This is a genomic window from Paenarthrobacter sp. NPDC091711, assembly GCF_044756605.1.
In the GTDB taxonomy this organism is placed as follows: Bacteria; Actinomycetota; Actinomycetes; order Actinomycetales; family Micrococcaceae; genus Arthrobacter.
Genome location: NZ_JBIVTF010000001.1, coordinates 288,740 through 308,803, shown reverse-complemented (window position 1 = coordinate 308,803; position 20,064 = coordinate 288,740). Strand labels below are relative to the sequence as shown.

The following is a 20,064-nucleotide window of genomic DNA, read 5'->3' as shown; positions in this document are numbered from 1 at the left end:
ATGGGGGCACGGAAGGCGAACCGGGAGGACCCGGAAACGGCGACACAACCAGCGCGTAATGCGCTCGACTCAAAAAGGTGATTACCTGAATCCCATGTCTGACCTATTCCAGGATTACTCCGAGGCCGCTGCCCGCAGTGGCGCCTATGACGAGATGTTTACCCAAGGCCACGTAGCCAGAAGATCCTACGGTCAGGTTTCCGGGGCTCTCCGCGAGCTTTCCCTGGCCGATGTCACCGCCCGTGCCGACTCCATGGCACGCACGTTCCTGGACCGTGGCGTGACCTTTGACTATGCGGGGGAGGAGCGGCCGTTTCCCCTGGATATTGTCCCGCGCGTCATTCCCGCCGATGAGTGGGATGTGCTGGAGCGCGGTGTTGCCCAGCGCGTCAAAGCCCTGGAAGCTTTCCTCAATGACGTTTACGGACGAATGGCCGTGGTCACCGATGGCGTGATTCCGCGGCAGTTGGTGACAACCAGCGCGCATTTCCACCGCGCGGTGCACGGCTTTGAGCCCTCGGGTGGCGTTCGCGTCCATGTCTCGGGCATTGACGTTGTTAGGGATGCAGCCGGGACCTTCCGCGTGCTGGAGGACAACGTCCGCGTACCTTCAGGCGTCAGTTACGTCCTGGAGAACCGGCGCGCCATGGCTAAGGGCTTGCCCGAGGCGTTCGGCCAACAGCACATCAGGCCGGTGGAGGAGTATCCCCGGCGGCTCCTCTCCGCTCTGCGCAAAACCGCTCCCGCCGGCGTGGACGATCCCACCGTGGTTGTCCTGACACCTGGTGTCTTCAACAGCGCCTACTTTGAGCACACCCTCCTTGCAGGGCTCATGGGCGTGGAGCTCGTTGAAGGCCGTGACCTCATTTGCCGTGGCAACCGTGTCTACATGCGGACCACTGCCGGCGAGCAGCGGGTGGATGTCATCTATAAGCGCATCGATGACGACTTCCTGGACCCGCTGCAGTTCCGCTCGGATTCCATGCTCGGTTGCCCGGGATTGGTCAACGCCGCACGTGCCGGGGGAGTGACTATTGCCAACGCTGTGGGCAACGGCGTAGCCGACGACAAGCTCGTGTACAGTTACGTGCCTGACCTGATCCGGTACTACCTTCACGAAGAGCCGATCATCGCCAATGTTGACACTTTCCGGCTTGAGGAAAAGGAAGCCAGGGAGCATGTTCTGGACCGCCTCGACGAATTGGTGGTCAAACCCGTGGACGGTTCCGGTGGCAAAGGATTGGTCATTGGACCGGACGCCACCAAGGATGAGCTGGACGCCCTGCGCAAGCGCGTCATTGCCGATCCCCGGGGTTGGATCGCACAGCCGGTCCTGCAGCTCTCCACGGTCCCCACGCTCTCCGGAGACAAATTCGGACCACGCCACGTGGACCTGCGTCCCTTCGCAGTCAACGACGGCGACGACGTTTGGGTCCTTCCTGGTGGCCTCACCCGGGTGGCGCTCAAGGAGGGTTCCTTGATTGTGAACTCCAGCCAGGGCGGCGGTTCCAAGGACACCTGGGTTCTGGCCGACTCACCGCAACTGCCGGCTGAGATCATTCCCCGCCAGTCCGTCACGGTCCGTGAGCAAGTATCTGTGTGGCCGGTGGAAAGTAACTGGCGTGACCGCCAAACGGAGCAGCAGCAGTGATAGCACTCCACCAACACTTGAACTTCGATATGCACCACGCGAAGGAGGCAGTTCCATGCTGAGCCGCATTGCTGAGTCACTCTTCTGGATCGGACGCTACGTTGAGCGTGCCGACGGTACCTCCAGGATTTTGGATGTACACCTTGAGCGCTTGAACCACCTGCCCCTTGAGGAACAGCGAAGCGTCGCCCGGGAGCTCCTTGCCGTGATGGGCGCCAAGCCGCAAGGTGAGGAGTTCGGCCTCCCTGAACTCCTCCATGCGCTTGCCTATGACAAGCACAGCGCGTCCTCCATTGCAGGTTCGCTGGGCGCTGCCCGTGAGAATGCGCGGCGGGCGCGTGAGACTGTCTCCCAGTCACTCTGGGAAAGCCTCAACACCACCTATTACGGCCTCAATCAGCACCGCAAAGATGTTGTGGGAACCTACCGGTTCTGCAATTGGGTCTTGGAACGCACAGCCATGGTCCGTGGGCTCGCGGACACCACGGTCAGCCACGATGAGAGCTGGTTGTTCATGGTGCTCGGCCGCTCCCTGGAACGCGCCGATATGACTGCCCGCATGTTGTCCACCCGTGATGTCCAGTCCGCTGGTATGTCCTGGGTCAACATGCTGCGGTGCGCGGGAGCGTATGAGTCGTTCATCCGGACCCGCAGGGCCGCGTTCGGGGACCAGCACGCGGCGGAGTTCCTGCTCCTGGACCGTTTGTTCCCGCGTTCGATTGTCTATGCCTTGCGTGACGCCGATGAATGCCTCGCCAAGTTGGACCCTTCGGCGCAGCGCGTCGGATTCATCAACGATGCCCGGCGGATCGTGGGCCAGGCCCGCACGTTCCTTGAGTTCCACCGCACGGACGATCTCATGTCCGAACTACCCGAGCATATGGAACGTGTGCAAAAGGCAGTGACTCAAGCCTCGGACGCAATTTCCCGTAAGTACTTCAATCAGGCTGATGAACACGCCTGGGTGGGAGAAGTTTCATGACCCGGCTGAGCATTGTTCACAAGACCGCGTACAAGTACAACCGCCGCGTGACCCTGTCCTATAACGAAGCCCGGATGACCCCGCTGACCGATGGTCAACAGGTGGTCCTGGAAGCCTCACTCAAAGTTTCGCCCCATCAGGCCTCAGTCAGTACATACCGTGACTATTGGGGAACGCGGGTCACAGCGTTTGACATGCAAATGCCGCATGAGAGCCTTGAGGTCCTCGCTACAGCCACCGTTGAAGTGCACCGCACGGAACGGGTGGCAACTGAGGACGACATTGTGGGATGGGACGTCATCGCCTCTGACAAGGTCCAGGACGAATTCAGCGACTGGTTGCCGCAGTCCCGGCTCAGCGGACCGGGTGAGGAAGTCCTGGAGATCGTTCCGGGCGTGGTCAAAGGCAAGAACCCCCATGAGGCTGCGCTTGCAGTATTCGCGTGGATGGCCGGTGAGATGACCTACATGAAGGGCACAACAGGGGTCACCACTAATGCCGAACAAGCATGGTCACAACGTCAAGGCGTTTGCCAGGACCTGGCGCATCTGGCGATCGGCGCCCTGCGGTCCAGCGGCATTCCGGCGCGGTACGTGTCCGGGTATATCCACCCCCGTTCCTCGGCGGACATCGGCGAGACTGTAGCCGGCCAATCACACGCCTGGTTGGAATGGTGGGATGGAGAATGGCGCAGCTGGGACCCCACCAACCACAAGCCCGCAGGGGATTACCACGTCACAGTGGCCCGCGGCCGTGATTACCGCGATGTTCCCCCGTTGAAGGGGGTCCTGTCAGGTGGGGGCGGTTCGGGGCTTTCGGTTTCCGTTGAGATTACCCGCCTCGCCTAGTCTCCGGACGTAGGAGTTTTTGTACAGATAAGGCCCTTAAGAGTCGCTCTTAGGGGCCTTATCTGTACAAAAACTCGGGATCTTCCTACCAGGGTGAGGGTTTGTAGTCCTTGAGGAAGACACCGTACTGGTCCTCACCCTTTTCGCCCATCACAATGGGGTCGTAAACACGCGCAGCGCCGTCCACCAGGTCCAAGGGAGCATGGAATCCTTCTTCCATCAGCCGGACCTTGGTGTAATGCGGCCGTTCGTCGGTGATCCATCCGGTATCCACGGCGGTCATGAGGATGCCATCAGAATCCAGCATTTCCTGGGCGCTGGTGCGGGTCATCATGTTCAGCGCAGCTTTGGCCATGTTGGTGTGGGGATGTCCGGGGCCCTTGTAGGCACGGGAGAACTGTCCCTCCATGGCCGAGACGTTGACGATGTACTTCCTCTTGGCTGTGGACCGCTTCATGGCTTCGCGAAGGCGGCTGACCAGCAGGAAGGGCGCCGTGACGTTGCACAGCTGCACTTCGAGCATCTCGAGGGGATCCACTTCGTCCACCACCTGGGTCCAGCTGTTGATCGAGGCGAGGTCAGGAACGAGGCCGCCGGCGTCGATCGCCGTTCCGGACTCAATCCGTTCCAGCGACGCCGATCCTGTGGAAAGAGCCAGGGAGGTGATCGCATCGCCGGCCAGGACGGGGTGTTCGGTGACACTGCTGGCAAGGGCAAGCGGGTGCTTGTCATGTGCGTGCCCGAAAGTCACCAGCTCGGGGCCGCCGTTGGCAGCTTCGAGGGCCTCGGGCAAGGCCTCGTCCTCTGCGTCGACCAAGGGCTTGTAAGCGTTGCCCGAGCGCCGCACGGTCTGAGCTGCGTTGTTGATGATGATGTCCAGCGGACCGGCCTCGTTGAGTGAGTCCGTCAAGGCCATCACCTGTGCCGGGTCGCGGAGGTCAATGCCAACGATGCGGAGCCGGTGCAGCCACTCGCCGCTGTCTTCCATGGCAGCAAAACGACGCGCAGCGTCTTTGGGGAAGCGGGTGGTGATGGTGGTGTGGGCGCCATCCCTGAGCAGCCGCAAGGCGATGTACATGCCGATCTTGGCTCGTCCGCCGGTCAGCAGTGCCCTGCGACCGGTGAGATCCGTGCGGGCATCGCGCTTGCTATGGCTGAAGGCTGCGCATTCCGGGCAGAGCTGGTGGTAGAAAGCGTCTACCTGTGTGTAGTGCTTTTTGCAGATGTAGCAGGGCCGCGAGCGGATGAGGTGGCCTGCTACCTCACCAGTGGCGGAAGGGGCCAGCTTGTTGCCGCGGGTTTCGTCGTCAATGCGGTCCGGCGCGGCGGTGGCAGTGAGGGCGATGACGGCACGATCGGCCTCGGCAATGGAGTCGCGTTTGGTGACACGGCGGTGGCGTTTGACGGCTTTGAACATCTTGCCGGTGGCACGGCGGACAGCAACATAGTCCGGGTGCTCTTCGTCATAGACGTGGATCGTGGTCAGAACCTTGAGGCAGGCCTGGATCTCTTCAGGCGTCAGATCGGTGGAGCTCATTGACCTGATTTTACAGCCTTGGGAGCCAGTGGCCTGCCTCGGGTTCTGTTTGTGCCGGGGTGCGACTTACCGGCTAATGAGAGGCACCCTGCGCCGCGGCGTCCGCCACGCGTGATTGGATACCCGCTGCTACCTTTTCAGCGGAGTCGCGGATATCGGGATCGTCATGGGTAGCTGCCTTGACCGCTTCCGGCAACGCACGGCGATGCTGTGCGGACAACGCCAGCTCTGCCTCCCCGGGCTCGGGGACAACCTGGCCCTTTGCCAGCACGGTGATGCCGGACTCCGTGACTTTGTAACCCCGGGCCTTGTCCAGGGCGGGGTCCAGGCCGATGGCCGCACCGGCGGGGACCTTGACGTTCTTATCAAGGATCGCCCGCTTGATCACTGCGCCTTCGCCCACACGGACCTTGTCCATCAACACCGAGTCCTGGACCCGGCTGCCAGCGGCCACATAGGCGTCGTTGGAGAGAACGGATCCTTCAACAATGCCACCGGAAATCACCACACCGCTGGCCACAATGGAATCGAGCGCGGTGCCCACGGTGTTGTTATCTCCGCGGACGAACTTGGCAGGCGGAGAAATGCTCTGGCGGGTGTAGATGGGCCACTCGGAGTTGTACAGGTTAAACACCGGCACAGGTGAGATGAGATCCATGTGGGCGTCGTAGAACGAGTCGATGGTGCCGACGTCGCGCCAGTAGGTCCGGTCGCGATCGGTGGCGCCAGGGATGTCGTTAAGCGTGAAGTCGTAAACACCGGCTTCGCCTTGGTCCACGAAATACGGAATGATGTCTCCGCCCATATCGTGCTTGGTATCGAGTCGTTCCGCGTCCACGTGCAACGCCTCAACCAGGGCATCTGCATTGAAGACGTAGTTGCCCATGGAAGCCAGGAACTGCGTGGGATCAGCTGCCAGCCCGGGGGTGCTGGCGGGTTTCTCCACAAAGGCGGCGATCTTCTGGGGATCGTTCTGGTCTACCTCGATCACGCCGAACTGGTTGGCCATGTTCAGCGGCTGCCGGACTGCGGCAACTGTTGCTTTGGCACCGCTGGCAATGTGCTGCTCCACCATTTGGGAGAAGTCCATGCGGTACACGTGATCAGCGCCGACCACTACCACGATGTCCGGGGCGTCATCATGGATAAGGTTCAGCGACTGGTAAATTGCATTGGCACTGCCAAGGAACCAGCTCTTGCCCACCCGCTGCTGCGCGGGAACAGAGGCCACGTAACGGCCCAGCTGGGTTGACATGCGCCAGGTTTCCGAGATGTGCCGGTCAAGGCTGTGCGATTTGTACTGCGTCAGCACCACGATTTTCAAATATCCCGAATTAACGAGATTGGATAATGCAAAGTCAATCAACCTGTAGCCGCCTGCAAACGGAACCGCGGGCTTGGCCCGGTCCGCCGTCAGCGGCATGAGTCGGTTGCCTTCTCCGCCTGCCAATACGATTGCCAGAACTTTCTTCAACGCCATGGTCACAGCTCCCCGTACGTCTTCGTATCCCCCAAAAGTCCGATTTTCCGGACTCTTTCACACTAGAACACATACGCCGGAACGACTACGTTGGTTAGCGTGCGAATAGACATTGTGACTAAAGAATTCCCTCCGGAAATTTATGGCGGTGCCGGTGTCCACGTTGCCGAGCTCAGCCGGGTGCTGGCAAAGCACGTCGACCTTCACGTCCGGGCGTTTGGAGCGCCCCGTGATGCCGACTATCACGGGGCTACGGTGGCGTCCTACGCCACGCCCGAAGACCTCGGCGATGCCAATGCCGCCATTCAGACCCTCGGCGTGGACTTGAGGATTGTTCCGGACATTGCGGGAGCGGACGTTGTCCACTCGCACACCTGGTACGCCAACATGGCCGGCCACCTCGCCTCGCTGCTGCATGGCATTCCGCACGTGCTCAGCGCGCACAGCCTCGAGCCCCTGCGCCCGTGGAAGGCTGAACAGCTTGGCGGCGGCTACGCGTTGTCCTCCTGGGTTGAGAAGACAGCCTATGAGGCAGCCGCGGCGATCATTGCCGTCTCCGATGGCATGCGCCAGGACATCCTCCGCAGCTACCCCAGCGTGGATCCGGACAAGGTCCGTGTGGTCCACAACGGCATTGATGTCTCCCTCTGGGAGCGTGATGAAGAGGACGATGCCATCCGTGCCCTGGGCATCGATCCCGCCAAGCCCAGCGTGGTGTTCGTTGGCCGTAACACGCGTCAGAAGGGTGTGCCGTACCTGCTCCGTGCCGCGTCAAGCCTGCCCGAGAACGTTCAGTTGGTCCTCTGCCTCGGGGCTGCGGACACTCCCGAGCTCGCCGCCGAAACCGCACGCCTCATTGAGGAACTGCAGGCCAAGCGGGAGGGCGTCATCCTTATCGAACGAATGCTTCCCCGGAAGGAGCTCATCCAGGTTCTCAGCCATGCCACGGCCTTCGCCTGCCCGTCGATTTACGAGCCTCTGGGCATCGTGAACCTCGAGGCCATGGCTTGCGGTGCCGCCGTTGTGGCCAGTGCCACCGGAGGCATCCCGGAAGTTGTCCAGCACGGCGAGACCGGGTTGTTGGTGCAGCTGGAACAGGTCACCGACGGAACCGGTACTCCTTTGGATCCGGAGAAGTTCGTCAGCGATTTCGCCGCTGCCCTCAACGAGGTTGTTGCCGATCCGGCACGCGCCCGCGAAATGGGCAAAGCAGGACGGCGTCGGGCAGAAGAGCATTTCTCCTGGGAGTCCATCACGGAAACAACGCTTGAGGTCTACCGCTCAGTTCTTCGCTGACCTCACGCTTGATGTTCTGACAGCAGCCCAAACGACGACGGCGCCGCCCCCTTTGGTGGGGACGGCGCCGTCGTGCTTGACCAGAGTTCCGTGACTATTCACCGTCTGGCAGCGGTGGAGTGCTAACGCGACTTGTTGGCCTTCTGCGCAAGGAGCGTCTTTTCGTCTGCAGGCGCGCTTCCGCTGGCACGCTGCTCGCGGAAGTGTTGGCGCGCTGCATCTTGACGGGTCGCTTCTGCGCCCGTCGCAATGGAGGCACGGAGGTGCTCAGGGCCGTAGCCAAAGGCGTCCACGAGGTCCACCGCGTGCGGGCGGATCTTTACCAGCAGGCGGTTGATGTACGTGCCTACAGTGCGGCCACGCTGCATCGACAGGCGGCCGTTCATGAGGTACCAGGACAGGTGCTTCTCAATCAGGGACAAACCGAACAAGTCTCGAAGCCAGGTCAGGACCCGCTTCGTTCCTTCGTCCGTAACCTTTGCGAGGGCCTCAGTGAAGGCCTCCCACTGAAGAAGCTCAGCGTGCGCCTGGGCAGCTTCGATGAGTTCATGTTGGTGCTGGTTGAACAGCGCGGCGGCCTGGTGCTGGGGAAGCTTGTTGGCCCCCTTCAGTGCGGCACCGACCTCAGCCACCATCGACTGCACGCGGTCGGCCAGGAGGGTGCGCTGGCCTTCTTCGTCCCGCAAGGCCAGAGCCGCTTTCTGAACTGAACCGGTATCGGCTACAAACTGGGCAACTTGCCGCAGGCCTGTTCGATGCAGAGCCACGCCGGCTGCCTGATCAACCACGTAGCGGGCAAGGACACCAAAGTCCGCGCTGCGGAATTCCTTGGCATAGTCTGCAAGCAGCCGCTTGGCGACCAGCTGCAACAGGACGGTGTTGTCGCCTTCGAAGGTCACATAGACGTCAAGGTCCGCTCGCAGCGAAGCAAAACGGTTCTCAATCAGGAAACCAGCACCACCACAGGCTTCGCGGCACTCCTGCAGTGTGTCCAGGGCATGCCATGTACTGAGCGGCTTGAGCGCGGCCGCCAGCGTTTCCAAGTCCTGACGGTCGGCGTCGGTGTCGTGCGCACCCGAGAAGACGTCGTCGAATTTCTGCAGCAGCTGCTCGTGCGCAAAGCTGGCCGCATAAGTGGTTGCCAGCCGGGTGAACAAGCGGCGCTGGTGCCGCTGGTAGTCCAAAAGTACTTCTTCATCCGTGCTGGAAGAAGCATTGAATTGACGGCGCTCTGTGGCGTACTGGATGGCCGTCTTCAGTGCCACCTTGCTCGCAGCCACCGCGGCACCGTCGAGGGAAACGCGCCCCTGGACCAGTGTTCCAAGCATCGTGAAGAAACGACGCCCCGGGCTCTCAATGGGGGAGGAGTAGGTGCCGTCCACGGCCACGTCACCGTAGCGGTTCAGAAGGTTCGTGCGGGGGATCCGGACCTCGGTGAAGTGCAACCGTCCGTTGTCGATGCCGTTCAATCCACCCTTGATGCCATCATCTTCGCCGCCGATCCCCGGGAGGAATTCCTTGGTAGCAGGATCACGGAGTTCCACATAGAAAGCGTGAACACCGTGATTGACATTCTTGGTGATCAGTTGCGCAAACACCACAGCGGCAAGGCCGTCGTTGGCTGCGTTGCCGATGTAGTCCTTCCACGCCGCACGGAAGGGGGTGTTGATGACGAATTCCTGGCTGGCTTCGTCGTACGTGGCTGTGGTTGCAATGCTGGCCACATCGGAGCCATGGCCGGTTTCGGTCATGGCGAAGCAACCGGGAATTTCCAGGCTCATGATCCCTGGGAGCCACTTGTCCTGATGTTCCTCTGTGCCGAGGTGCATCACTGCCGAGCCGAACAGGCCCCACTGCACGCCGGCCTTGATCTGAAGGGACGGATCGGCGGTGACGATCTCTTCGAAGCCGGCGATGTTGCCGCCGTGGTCGTCCGAACCTCCCAGGCGGGTGGGGAAGGCACGGTGGACAGTGTTGTTGTCCACCAGGAACTTCAGCTGCTCAAAAACCCGGGCCCGGTGCTCGGTGTGGTGCAGGCCTTCGATCTTTTGGACCGCCGGGTTGCCTGCCACCTTCCGGGCTTCATGGCGGATATGGGCCCATTTTCCAAGGAGTTGCTCGCCGAGGGCGGCAACGTCCACTACCGGCGCCGCACCGGTGGTGGCGTCATCGCGGCCGGAGGGTTGCTGGGCGGATGAAGCCCGGTCCACTACTTCAGTCATGTTGCTTCCTTCTTTGGTTCCTATAACTGATGAGTCATTGCTGATGTCAGGTGGTGGTCTTGAGTGCCGGGGCTATACCCAGGCACAGCCAATCGGTGATCTGTCCGGCCATGGTTGCTTGATCGGGCTTCCCACTCCCGGCGGGGGTGCCCAACCACATCTCGCCGGCATTGCGTACGAGTCCGATGGCCGCGGTGGGCCAGTAGACGATCACCGCTTCCTTCTCGTCGCCAAGGTGTTCCCGCATGGGCGTCGCGATCATGTCCGTGATTTGTTCGAAGAAGTTGCCCAGCGCGCCCGATGCCGCAATGGCGTCCTGTGCTGACGCTTCCCCGGGACTGAGCCGGGTGATGAACGCGTAGACGTTAGGGCTGGATTCGGCCATCTGGAGGTAGGCGGAAACCATGGCCAGCAAACCCTCGCGCGGGGTTTGTGCCTGCTGGGTGGCCTCGAGCATGCGCCGCTGCATTTGGCCCAGGACAACCTCGCCCATTGCCTGCTGAAGACCGGCCTTGTCACCGAAGTAGCGGTAGAAGACCGACTTGGAGGTTCCAGCTACGCCGGCAATGTCCTCCATGGAGGCGTCGCTTCCGAGCCGGTGGACGGCCTTGCGCGCTGCTTTGATGAGTTCACGACGCCGTTCCTCACGGTGGGATTGCCAGCGGGCAGCCCGTCCGTCAACAACAGCAGTGGCGGTCCCTTCAGGGGCATCGGCGGTGCTGGTGAATACTTCGTGGCGACTGTTCACGATACTCAGCGTATCAGGTACGCTGGGTATCAGTAACTGGCATTGATCGAAGGAGACAAGCATGGCTGCAGCAGACGTGACCACGGACGGGCCCTTGGAATCGGCTACCCACCCTCGAACAACGCGCTCCGCGGTGATCGTGGGCGGCAATCGCATTCCGTTCGCACGGACTGGCGGAGCCTACGTAAAATCATCCAACCAGGACATGCTCACGGCGGCACTGGATGGCTTGATCGCCAGGTTCGGGCTGCAGGACGAGCGCATTGGTGAAGTCGCGGCAGGGGCGGTGCTCAAGCACTCGAGGGACTTCAACCTCACCCGCGAGGCCGTGCTCGGCTCTGCATTGTCTCCGGAAACGCCGGCTTATGACCTCCAACAAGCTTGTGCAACCGGCCTGGAAACGGTCATCGGGTTGTCCAATAAGATCAAGTTGGGCCAGATCGATTCAGGAATCGCCGGTGGGGTGGACTCGGCATCCGATGCCCCGATCGCCGTCAGCGAGGGGCTCCGCGACATCCTGCTGGACCTGAACCGGGCAAAGACCACAGTGCAGAAACTGAAGATCATCAGCCGGATCCGACCCAAGGACCTCGCTCCCGATGCACCGAACACAGGGGAGCCCCGCACTGGGCTGTCCATGGGTGAGCACCAGGCCCTGACAACCGCACAGTGGAAAATCTCCCGGGAAGCCCAGGACGAGCTTGCCTACAACAGCCACCGCAACCTGGCGTCCGCGTACCAACGGGGCTTCTTTGATGACCTCATCACTCCGTACCGCGGCCTGAACCAGGATTCAAACCTGCGCGCTGACACCACACTGGAGAAGCTCTCCACTCTCAAGCCGGTCTTCGGCAAGACCCTTGGCTCCGAGGCAACCATGACCGCGGGCAACTCCACACCCCTGACGGATGGCGCATCGACTGTCCTCCTGGCTACAGAAGAATGGGTGGACGCCCACGGGCTGCCCAAACTCGCCACAGTCCTGGATGGCGAAGCGGCCGCCGTTGACTTCGTGCACGGCAAGGACGGCCTCCTCATGGCACCGGTCTTCGCAGTTCCCCGCCTCCTGGCCCGCCACGGGCTCACGTTCGAGGACATCGACTTCTTCGAAATCCACGAGGCCTTCGCCGGAACAGTGCTCAGCACCTTGGCGGCGTGGGAAGACGAAGAGTTCGGCAGGACGCGCTTGGGCCTTGGAGGCGCGCTGGGAAAGGTGGACCGCGCCAAACTCAACATCAATGGATCCTCGCTGGCCGCTGGCCATCCGTTTGCCGCAACAGGTGGCAGGATCGTAGCCTCTCTTGCAAAAATGCTGCATGAGAAGGGGACAGTTGACGGCCGTCCGGCCCGGGGCCTGATTTCAGTGTGCGCCGCCGGTGGCCAGGGTGTCGTAGCGATTCTGGAAGCAGCTTAGGGGGAACGCGATGACTGATAAGTACACACAGCTCGTAAGCCAAGGATTGGGGAAGGACGTCGCCAAGAAGCTCGGCCTGCCTCAGCCGGTGGTGCTTCGACGTCACCATCCCGGCGCACCGCTCGTTACCGGCCCGGTTCTGGTCAGTGGCGACAGCGCAGGGGCAGACGACCTCGCCACCACCATGCTTGGATGGGGCTTGGACGTCCGACGCAACGCGTTGCCCAAGGAAAAGCTGGGGGCCATCATTCTGGTCCTTGACGCCGTCCAGCACCCGGCGGACTTGGGCAAACCCGTCCTTACCGCAGGTGCCTCATTGCGCGACCTTTCGCCCAACGCCCGAGTCATCACCATTTCCCGGACATCAGAGTCAGCCCGGACCCCGGCTACTGCAGCCGCCCGGCAAGGCATTGACGGGCTGCTGCGCTCCCTTGCCAAGGAATTACGGGCGGGCGCCACAGCCAACGGCATTCTGCTGGACGAGCACGAGGATGAGCACCTGGCAACAACCAGTCCATCAGCGCTGGGTGCCCTGAGGTTCTTCCTCTCGGGCCGATCCGCCTACGTGGACGGACAGTTCCTCACCATCGGCTCAGCGTCAGGCAGCTTGCCGAACGACGCCGACAAGCCTCTCGCCGGCAAAGTGGCAGTTGTTACCGGCGCGGCCCGCGGGATCGGTGCAGCGATCGCCCGGACCCTGCACCGCGACGGTGCCAGGATCGTGGCCGTGGACATCCCGGCAGCCGGGGATCACTTGGCAGCTGTAGCCAACGAAGTACGCGGGACAGCCCTTCAGCTGGATATCAGCCGTGACGACGCAGGACACCGCATCATCGAACACGCAGTGGAACGCCATGGCCGGCTGGACATCGTGGTCCACAATGCAGGAATCACCCGGGACAGGCTCCTGGCCAACATGGACGAGGGCCGCTGGCAGTCAGTCATCGCCGTCAACATCGCAGCTCAATTGAGAATCAACGAAGCTCTTTTGGCGTCGGAGCACTTCAAGGATTCGCCCCGCATTGTTTCAGTTGCTTCCACCAGCGGCATTGCCGGCAACAGGGGGCAAACCAACTACGGTGCATCCAAGGGTGGCGTCATCGGCATGGTGAGGTCAACGGCGGCACTGATGGAACCTTTTGGCGGGACCATCAACGCTGTAGCCCCGGGTTTCATTGAAACGGAGATGACTGCCAAGATGCCCTTTGCCATCCGCGAGGCTGCCCGCAGGCTCAACTCCCTCAAGCAGGGCGGCCAACCCGAGGACGTGGCCGAAGCCATCGCATTCCTTTCAAGTGACTCTGCCGGCGGGATCTCCGGAGAAGTATTGCGCGTGTGCGGGCAACAACTGGTGGGGGCATGAACCATTCCCAAGCTGTTGTCCTGGGCGAGATGCCATCTCTCTCCAAGCTGTATGTCAATGCAGCAGCCTCGGCAGCCCGCCGTCGGCTCCTCGGAGCATCCAGCGGCAAGAAGCGGCTTCCCGCTGTCAGCCACGAAGTCAGGGGAGTGCGGGCCGACGTCGAAAATCTCACCGCCTACCAACATCTGGTAGGGGAGACAGCCAGCGATACCCTCCCCGCCGGCTATGTGCATTCCCTGGCGTTTCCCGTGTCCATGAGCGTCATGAACCGCGAAGACTTTCCGCTGCCGCTTCTTGGCATGATCCATCTGAGAAACCGCATTGAACAGCTGGTGCCCATTCAGTTCGCCCAAGAACTGGACGTCCGATCCTGGGCGGAGAATCTTGCCGGGCACAGAGCCGGAACGCAACTGGACGTTGTATCCGAAGTCCGGGCCGGTTCCAGCGAAGACCTGCTGTGGCGCGGGGTCTCCACCTACTTGGCCAAAGGCGTCTTCCTGCCAGGCATCGACAAGCCGGGCAGCCCTAACGGCGCCACAGGGGCCAGTGAATTTGTCCCGCCGAATCCCACCGCATTGTGGCAACTGAATCTGGACGCAGGCCGGAACTATGCGGCGGTTTCCGGCGATTTTAATCCGATTCACTTGAGTGTCCTCTCGGCAAAGGCCCTGGGCTTGCGGGGCTCCATCGCCCACGGCATGTACCTGGCCTCGCGGGCGCTGGCCGACGTCGGAGCCGTCAAAGCGGAATCGTTCGCCTGGAACGTTACTTTCGAAGCGCCGGTCTTCCTTCCAGCACGTGTTGCCCTGGACATCACCACCGTGCAGGCGGACTCGGGAAACTGGGAACGTTCGGACTACGTCGCGTGGAATCCCCGCAGCGGCAGACGGCACTTCACCGGAACTGTGGCGGCCTTGACCTGAGTCAAGGCCGGAAATGGCGGCGACCACCATCGGGTGATCGCCGCCATTCCTTCTTAACCACAGCTGAAGAAACAGTGTTTAACGACAACTGAAGAAACAGATGTGACGAAGCTCGCACCGCCCTGGGGGCGCTTCGATGCCTACAAACAAAACAAGGCCCGAAATCCATGGATTCCAGGCCTTGCGATGGTGCGCGGAGGGGGACTTGAACCCCCACCCCCTTTCGAGGACTAGCACCTCAAGCTAGCGCGTCTGCCATTCCGCCACCCGCGCAGGTGGTGTTCAGAAGATTGGTTTTGCACCTTGCGGCGCTTCACTTTCCTCCGAAGCAGCGAGAAAAACTCTAACACGGTTTCAGGTCGCTGAAAAATCGGCACTCGTCCGGGCGTCCATTGCAGGCCCCCGGACCAATGCGGGAGTGCCTCTACCGGACGTCGGCGACCACTGATGGGTAGGCTGATGGAAAAGGGGACATCAGGCGCCGCGAAGACCGCAGCCTTCGTCCCCCGGACCTGCAGCCCAGCCACGCTAGGAGAGTTTCCATGTCTGTCATCCGCCCCGAAGACGAAGTTGTCCGGATCTGCCAGGAGCTCATCCGGATCGACTCCTCTAACTTTGGCGACGACACCGGCCCGGGGGAGCGGGCAGCAGCAGAGTACACGGCCGGGCTGATCACCGAAGTGGGACTCGAAGCCGAAATATTCGAGTCCGCTCCGGGCCGCGCGAACGTGGTGACCCGCATGGCCGGCGAGGATCCCTCGGCCGACGCGCTGGTAGTTCACGGGCACTTGGACGTTGTTCCTGCCCTCAAGGATCAATGGAGCGTTGATCCCTTCAGCGGCGAACTGAAAGACGGCCTGGTCTGGGGTCGCGGCGCCGTGGACATGAAGGACATGGACGCCATGATCCTTTCAGTCATGCGCAACTTCGCCAGGACGGGCCGCAAGCCCAAGCGCGACATCATTTTTGCTTTCTTCGCCGACGAAGAGGCCGGTGGCACCTATGGCGCGAGGTACGCCGTCGAACACCGACGCGAACTTTTCGACGGCGCTACCGAAGCGATCTCGGAAGTGGGTGGCTTCTCCGCCACGATCGGTGGTCAGCGGACCTACTTGCTACAGACCGCCGAGAAGGGATTGTCGTGGTTGCGTTTGGTCGCGCATGGACGCGCCGGCCACGGCTCACAAATCAATACTGACAACGCTGTTACCCGGTTGGCAGCAGCCGTCACCCGGATCGGGGAACACAAATGGCCTGTGGAACTGACACCCACCACCCGACAGTTCCTGGACGGCGTCACTGAACTGACCGGCGTCGAATTCGACGCCGACAACCCGGACATCCTTCTGAAAGAGCTTGGTACAGTAGCCCGGTTCGTGGGTGCCACCCTGCAAAACACCTCCAACCCCACGTTCCTTCGCTCTGGCTACAAGCACAACGTCATTCCGGAGTCGGCAGAGGCGTTCGTCGATTGCCGCACGCTTCCGGGCCAGCAGGAGCTGGTGTTCGAGACCATCAAGGAACTCGCCGGCGACGGCATCGAGATCAGCTACGTCAACAAGGATGTCTCCTTGGAAGTGCCCTTTGCGGGGAACCTGGTGGATTCGATGATCGATGCACTGCACTCCGAAGACCCGGGCGCGAAGGTCCTTCCCTACACCCTGTCGGGGGGCACCGACAATAAGTCGTTGAGCAAGATCGGGATCACCGGATACGGCTTCGCCCCCCTGATGCTGCCCGATGAGCTCGACTTCACGGGGATGTTCCACGGGGTTGACGAGCGCGTGCCCGCCGAGTCCCTCCAGTTCGGCGCCCGGGTCCTGAACACCCTGCTCAGCAACTACTAAGGGATAAGCAACTACACAGCACAAGGAGGTTCCCGCCGTGAGTCCCGAAGAGATCCTTCCCGATGAACTGCTCGAACGGCTCCGTGGCCGCGCCGCCGGCTACGACCGCAATAACCAGTTCTTCCATGAAGACCTTGAAGAGCTGGCCGCCGCCGGTTACTTGAAACTGTTCGTGCCGGAGGCCGACGGCGGATTCGGGCTTGGGCTCGAATCGGTGGCTGCCTTGCAGCAACGTCTCGCTACGGCGGCGCCCGCCACGGCGTTGGCCGTCAACATGCACCTGGTATGGACCGGCGTGGCGCAGGTCATGGCCGCGCGCGGGGACTCGTCCCTGGATTTCGTGCTGAAAGAGGCGGGGCAGGGCGAGGTCTTCGCTTTCGGAATTTCCGAGGCCGGCAACGATTCCATGCTGTTCGATTCCGGCACGCTTGCCGAGCCGCTGGCTGACGGAAGCTACCGCTTCACTGGCCGGAAGATCTTCACCAGCCTCTCCCGGGGCTGGACCCGGCTGGGGACGTTCGGCAAGGATGCTGACGCCCGGGACGGCGAGGGTGAGCTCGTCTTTGGCTTTCTCCGGCGTGATGAGCCGGGCCATGAAACCCTGAGCGACTGGGACACCTTGGGAATGCGGGCCAGTGCGTCCAACACCACCCTCCTTCACGGGGCCGTGATCCCGCCGGAGCGGATCTTCCGCAAGCTGCCCGTGGGTCCCGGCAAGGACCTGCTGTTCTTCGCGATCTTCGCGTGCTTTGAGACCTTGCTCGCAGCCGTGTACACGGGCGTTGCCGAGCGCGCGTTCACCCTTGGTGTGGCCAACGTCAAGCGCAGGGTTTCGGCAAAGCACGGGGGCCGCAGCTACGCCCAGGACCCTGATATCCGCTGGAAGGTGGCGGATGCTGCCTTGGCCATGGACGGGATCTCACCGCAAATTTCTTCGCTGGCCCGGGACGTGGACAACCTGGTGGACCACGGCGCCCAGTGGTTCCCCAAACTTGTGGGACTCAAATCCCGGGCTACGGAGAACGCACGCCAGGTGGTGGATTTGGCGATCCGCGTCACGGGAGGATCCAGTTACTTCCGCGGTTCTGAGCTGGAGCGGCTGTACCGCGATGTCCTGGCAGGAATCTTCCACCCCTCCAACGACGAATCCGCCCATAACACTGTGGCGAGTGCCTGGCTGGGACCTCTGGAGGATTAGCTGCTCCACCCCGGCCAGGTGGCGCCGGCGGGGTCAGACGGTTCGCTGGACGGAATAAACCTTGCGTCGCAGCCAGAAGCGCCGCCCGCCTCCGAGGTAGAGCACACTGCGCTCGAGTTCCCACTTACCGTATTCGGAATGTTCGGCGAGCCGGCGCCGGGCTTCCGGCAACGAATCGTCAGGGGCCACCGTCAGAACGAGGTACTCGTACTGACGTGCATAGTCTCTTTGGCGCTCAACGGAGCTGCCCGGAAATTGTTCTCTCATCCCTCTCCATTTTCGTCTTTTTCCGGCTAACGTGAAGTCATGAGCATCGATCCGCGTGTCGCGCTTCAATCACTGACCGCCGCCCTGGAAGAACATCTGGCTGCTGCATCGGCCCGACGAGGTGAAGGTGACCCCAACGTCGAGGCGGCATTCTTCGCCGTCGCTGATGCCTTCGAGGTTTATGAAGATGCACTCTACGAGGCCTACTCCGAGGTTACTCCGCTGCAGGTCTTTGATGACGAGGATGAAGAAGAAGACGACGTCCTGGACGAAGATCTGGAAATCGTGGAGGACTGAACACCTGATGAACCGGCCACCCTGGGGTGGCCGGTTTTTTTGTGCCCTTTCCCCGGCAGAACATGTGCCGTTTCCAGCCCGTGGTTCGGCTGTTTTCCCCTCCTGGACAGGTACAAAAACACGTAGTCCCACAGTCGCCGGCTAGGTACTCGCACGTAGGGGTGATGGGTAATCCTGCGCAAATTTGAGTACCGACTACTGGTGCGCCACCAGAGCCCCGCCGGTTCACTGATGAGTAGGCAATGACAGGTCTGCAAAGAAGGCTGACATGGTGAAAGTTCCAGTCTTGCGTACGGGCAAGGTAGCAGCACCCCAGGGTGCGGACCATGCCCCGGCGCAGTCAGTCTTTCCCGCAAAAACTGCCATCGTCAACGTCAATCCGCCGGCGTCTCCCTGGATTGACAAGTCCGTTGCTGCACAACGGGCTGAAAAGGCGGGACTGGCGGCACCAAGGTCAGAGGTAACCCTGGACTTCGTGCCGCCAGTCACCCGCAAGGCTCCGCGGAACACGCCCGCCCGCCGTGGCCGCTCCGATTGGACGCACTCACTGACCAACAGTCTCCGCATGACGGACACTGCCCTCGTAGCCGCCGCGGTCTTCGCGGGCTTTGTTCTCAACACCGACGGACTGTCCCTGTCCGCCGAAAGTCCTGGTTACACACGCCACGTGGCGATGGGCTTGGTACTGGGGCTCCTCTGGTTGGGGTCATTGGAGGTCTACCGCACCCGGGATCCCAAAGTCCTCGGCGTTGGGCCGGAGGAGTACAAGCGCGTCCTGTCAGCCAGTTTCCGCGTCTTTGGCTTCCTGGGCATTGTGGCCGTGGTGTTCCGGCTTGATGCCGTCAGTTCATTCGTTCTCGTTTCCCTGCCACTTGGCTTGGTGGCGCTGACCGGCAGCCGGTGGAGTTTCCGGCGGTGGTTGAGCCACGAAAAGTCCCGTGGCCGCTGTCTTTCCCGCGCGATCGTTGTGGGTGAACCTCAAGACGTCCGGTATGTCATCAAGCAGATCAATCGAAAGTCAGGCACCGCCTACCACATCCTCGGAGCATGCCTCCCGGGCGCCCGGCGTGGTGCTGTCTTGAAAGTGGACCACCTCCGCGTTCCTGTCCTGTCATCGATCTACGGCATTGCCGAGACGGTCCGGCATACAGGAGCCAACGCAGTGATTGTGGCTGGCCCTGTGCCCGGGGGAAACCAGTTCATTCAGGAGCTTGGTTGGCGGTTGGAGGAGAATGCCGCCGAACTTGTCCTTGCGGCCGCCCTGACCAACGTTGCCGGCCCCAGAATCCATTGGCGGCCGGTCGAGGGACTTCCTTTGATGCACGTCGACATTCCGCACTACTCCGGGGGGAAGCACACGCTTAAGCGATTGATGGACCTTACAGTCTCGGCGTCAGCATTGCTGATCCTGTCGCCGATCCTGCTGCTCCTCGCCGCCATAGTTCACTACGACAGCCCCGGACCCGTACTTTTCAGGCAGGAACGGGTTGGCCGGAGAGGCACCACCTTCCACATGTTGAAATTCCGTTCCATGGTGGTGGACGCCGAATCCCGCTTGGAGGAGCTCAACACCCAGGATGAGGGAGCAGGCGTCCTTTTCAAGATCCGCGGGGATCCACGGATCACCCGATGCGGACGCTGGATGCGCAAATACTCCCTCGATGAGCTACCCCAGTTCTGGAATGTCCTGGTGGGCAATATGAGCCTGGTGGGGCCGCGTCCGCCGCTGGCCCGGGAAGTCAGCGGATACGAACGCCACACGCATCGCCGGCTCCTCATCAAACCCGGTATCACCGGGCTGTGGCAGATCAACGGGAGATCCGACCTGCCATGGGACGAAGCCGTCCGGCTGGATCTCTACTACGTCGAGAACTGGTCCATTGCTGGAGACCTCATGATCATGTGGCGGACTTTCAGGGCAATGATCCAACCGACCGGAGCCTACTAGCCAAGAGCTGAAGCACACCCAACGAATCGGATTCTCAACACAG

16 protein-coding genes and 1 tRNA gene are annotated in these 20,064 nt (G+C 61.7%); 11 read left to right on the top strand and 6 right to left on the bottom strand.

What is annotated here, in order from left to right:
• Nucleotides 1–94 precede the first annotated feature (94 nt).
• Genes ACIQH5_RS01455 through ACIQH5_RS01445 form a run of 3 tightly spaced genes read left to right on the top strand, consistent with a single transcriptional unit; the run spans nucleotide 95 to nucleotide 3,481 of the window.
• The gene (locus ACIQH5_RS01455; protein ID WP_062068747.1) at nucleotides 95–1,651 is read left to right on the top strand and encodes a circularly permuted type 2 ATP-grasp protein; all 1,557 of its coding nucleotides are present in this window, start codon (nucleotides 95–97) and stop codon (nucleotides 1,649–1,651) included.
• Nucleotides 1,652–1,706: 55 nt separating this feature from the next.
• Nucleotides 1,707–2,633: an alpha-E domain-containing protein gene (locus ACIQH5_RS01450; protein ID WP_062068749.1), complete on the top strand. Its 927-nt coding sequence runs from the start codon at nucleotides 1,707–1,709 to the stop codon at nucleotides 2,631–2,633.
• Nucleotides 2,630–3,481 (top strand): transglutaminase N-terminal domain-containing protein, encoded by an 852-nt coding sequence (locus ACIQH5_RS01445; protein ID WP_400399621.1) that lies wholly within the window; start codon nucleotides 2,630–2,632, stop codon nucleotides 3,479–3,481. Before ACIQH5_RS01450 ends, ACIQH5_RS01445 begins: the two co-directional genes overlap by 4 nt.
• An 85-nt stretch (nucleotides 3,482–3,566) precedes the next feature.
• Here the strand turns inward: ACIQH5_RS01445 and ACIQH5_RS01440 are convergent, their stop codons facing one another.
• Together ACIQH5_RS01440 and glgC are read right to left on the bottom strand one after the other, a co-directional pair.
• Entirely contained in the window at nucleotides 3,567–5,018 is a 1,452-nt protein-coding gene (locus tag ACIQH5_RS01440; protein ID WP_400399619.1) for an SDR family NAD(P)-dependent oxidoreductase, read from the bottom strand.
• A gap of 73 nt (nucleotides 5,019–5,091) precedes the next feature.
• A complete protein-coding gene (gene glgC / locus ACIQH5_RS01435) occupies nucleotides 5,092–6,504 on the bottom strand; it encodes a glucose-1-phosphate adenylyltransferase (RefSeq protein WP_197412834.1) in 1,413 nt (470 codons plus the stop codon).
• 93 nt (nucleotides 6,505–6,597) lie between these two features.
• On the opposite strand from glgC, the gene glgA reads away from it, so the two are divergent.
• Nucleotides 6,598–7,794 carry a glycogen synthase gene (glgA, locus tag ACIQH5_RS01430; protein WP_400399617.1) on the top strand — a complete coding sequence of 399 codons (1,197 nt, stop codon included), beginning with the start codon at nucleotides 6,598–6,600 and terminating at the stop codon, nucleotides 7,792–7,794.
• Nucleotides 7,795–7,916: 122 nt separating this feature from the next.
• Here the strand turns inward: glgA and ACIQH5_RS01425 are convergent, their stop codons facing one another.
• Together ACIQH5_RS01425 and ACIQH5_RS01420 are read right to left on the bottom strand one after the other, a co-directional pair.
• Entirely contained in the window at nucleotides 7,917–10,016 is a 2,100-nt protein-coding gene (locus ACIQH5_RS01425; RefSeq protein WP_400399615.1) for an acyl-CoA dehydrogenase, read from the bottom strand.
• Between the two features lie 46 nt (nucleotides 10,017–10,062).
• Nucleotides 10,063–10,827: a TetR/AcrR family transcriptional regulator gene (locus tag ACIQH5_RS01420; protein WP_400400230.1), complete on the bottom strand. Its 765-nt coding sequence runs from the start codon at nucleotides 10,825–10,827 to the stop codon at nucleotides 10,063–10,065.
• On the opposite strand from ACIQH5_RS01420, the gene ACIQH5_RS01415 reads away from it, so the two are divergent.
• The 3 genes from ACIQH5_RS01415 to ACIQH5_RS01405 are packed head-to-tail and all read left to right on the top strand — an operon-like array spanning nucleotide 10,826 to nucleotide 14,464.
• Nucleotides 10,826–12,178 (top strand): acetyl-CoA C-acetyltransferase, encoded by a 1,353-nt coding sequence (locus ACIQH5_RS01415; protein ID WP_400399613.1) that lies wholly within the window; start codon nucleotides 10,826–10,828, stop codon nucleotides 12,176–12,178. The genes ACIQH5_RS01420 and ACIQH5_RS01415 overlap by 2 nt on opposite strands.
• A 10-nt stretch (nucleotides 12,179–12,188) precedes the next feature.
• Nucleotides 12,189–13,541, top strand: coding sequence for a 3-oxoacyl-ACP reductase (locus tag ACIQH5_RS01410; protein WP_400399611.1), 1,353 nt, complete (start codon nucleotides 12,189–12,191; stop codon nucleotides 13,539–13,541).
• Nucleotides 13,538–14,464, top strand: a complete 927-nt coding sequence (locus ACIQH5_RS01405) for a MaoC/PaaZ C-terminal domain-containing protein (protein ID WP_400399609.1) — start codon at nucleotides 13,538–13,540, stop codon at nucleotides 14,462–14,464. The genes ACIQH5_RS01410 and ACIQH5_RS01405 overlap by 4 nt, the downstream gene beginning before the upstream one ends.
• Before the next feature lie 187 nt (nucleotides 14,465–14,651).
• Here the strand turns inward: ACIQH5_RS01405 and ACIQH5_RS01400 are convergent.
• Nucleotides 14,652–14,737, bottom strand: a tRNA-Leu gene (locus ACIQH5_RS01400).
• Nucleotides 14,738–15,006: 269 nt separating this feature from the next.
• On the opposite strand from ACIQH5_RS01400, the gene ACIQH5_RS01395 reads away from it, so the two are divergent.
• Entirely contained in the window at nucleotides 15,007–16,311 is a 1,305-nt protein-coding gene (locus tag ACIQH5_RS01395; protein ID WP_024816709.1) for a M20/M25/M40 family metallo-hydrolase, read from the top strand.
• Nucleotides 16,312–16,348: 37 nt separating this feature from the next.
• Nucleotides 16,349–17,509 (top strand): acyl-CoA dehydrogenase family protein, encoded by a 1,161-nt coding sequence (locus ACIQH5_RS01390; RefSeq protein WP_400399608.1) that lies wholly within the window; start codon nucleotides 16,349–16,351, stop codon nucleotides 17,507–17,509.
• Nucleotides 17,510–17,542: 33 nt separating this feature from the next.
• On the opposite strand, the gene ACIQH5_RS01385 is transcribed toward ACIQH5_RS01390, so the two are convergent.
• Complete coding sequence (locus ACIQH5_RS01385) at nucleotides 17,543–17,776, bottom strand: DUF5703 family protein (RefSeq protein WP_024816711.1); 234 nt, start codon at nucleotides 17,774–17,776, stop codon at nucleotides 17,543–17,545.
• A 39-nt stretch (nucleotides 17,777–17,815) separates the two neighbouring features.
• Here ACIQH5_RS01385 and ACIQH5_RS01380 point away from each other — a divergent pair, with 39 nt between their 5' ends.
• Nucleotides 17,816–18,073 (top strand): hypothetical protein, encoded by a 258-nt coding sequence (locus ACIQH5_RS01380; RefSeq protein WP_400399606.1) that lies wholly within the window; start codon nucleotides 17,816–17,818, stop codon nucleotides 18,071–18,073.
• A 268-nt stretch (nucleotides 18,074–18,341) separates the two neighbouring features.
• Complete coding sequence (locus tag ACIQH5_RS01375; RefSeq protein ID WP_400399604.1) at nucleotides 18,342–20,021, top strand: sugar transferase; 1,680 nt, start codon at nucleotides 18,342–18,344, stop codon at nucleotides 20,019–20,021.
• The last annotated feature ends 43 nt before the right edge of the window (nucleotides 20,022–20,064 follow it).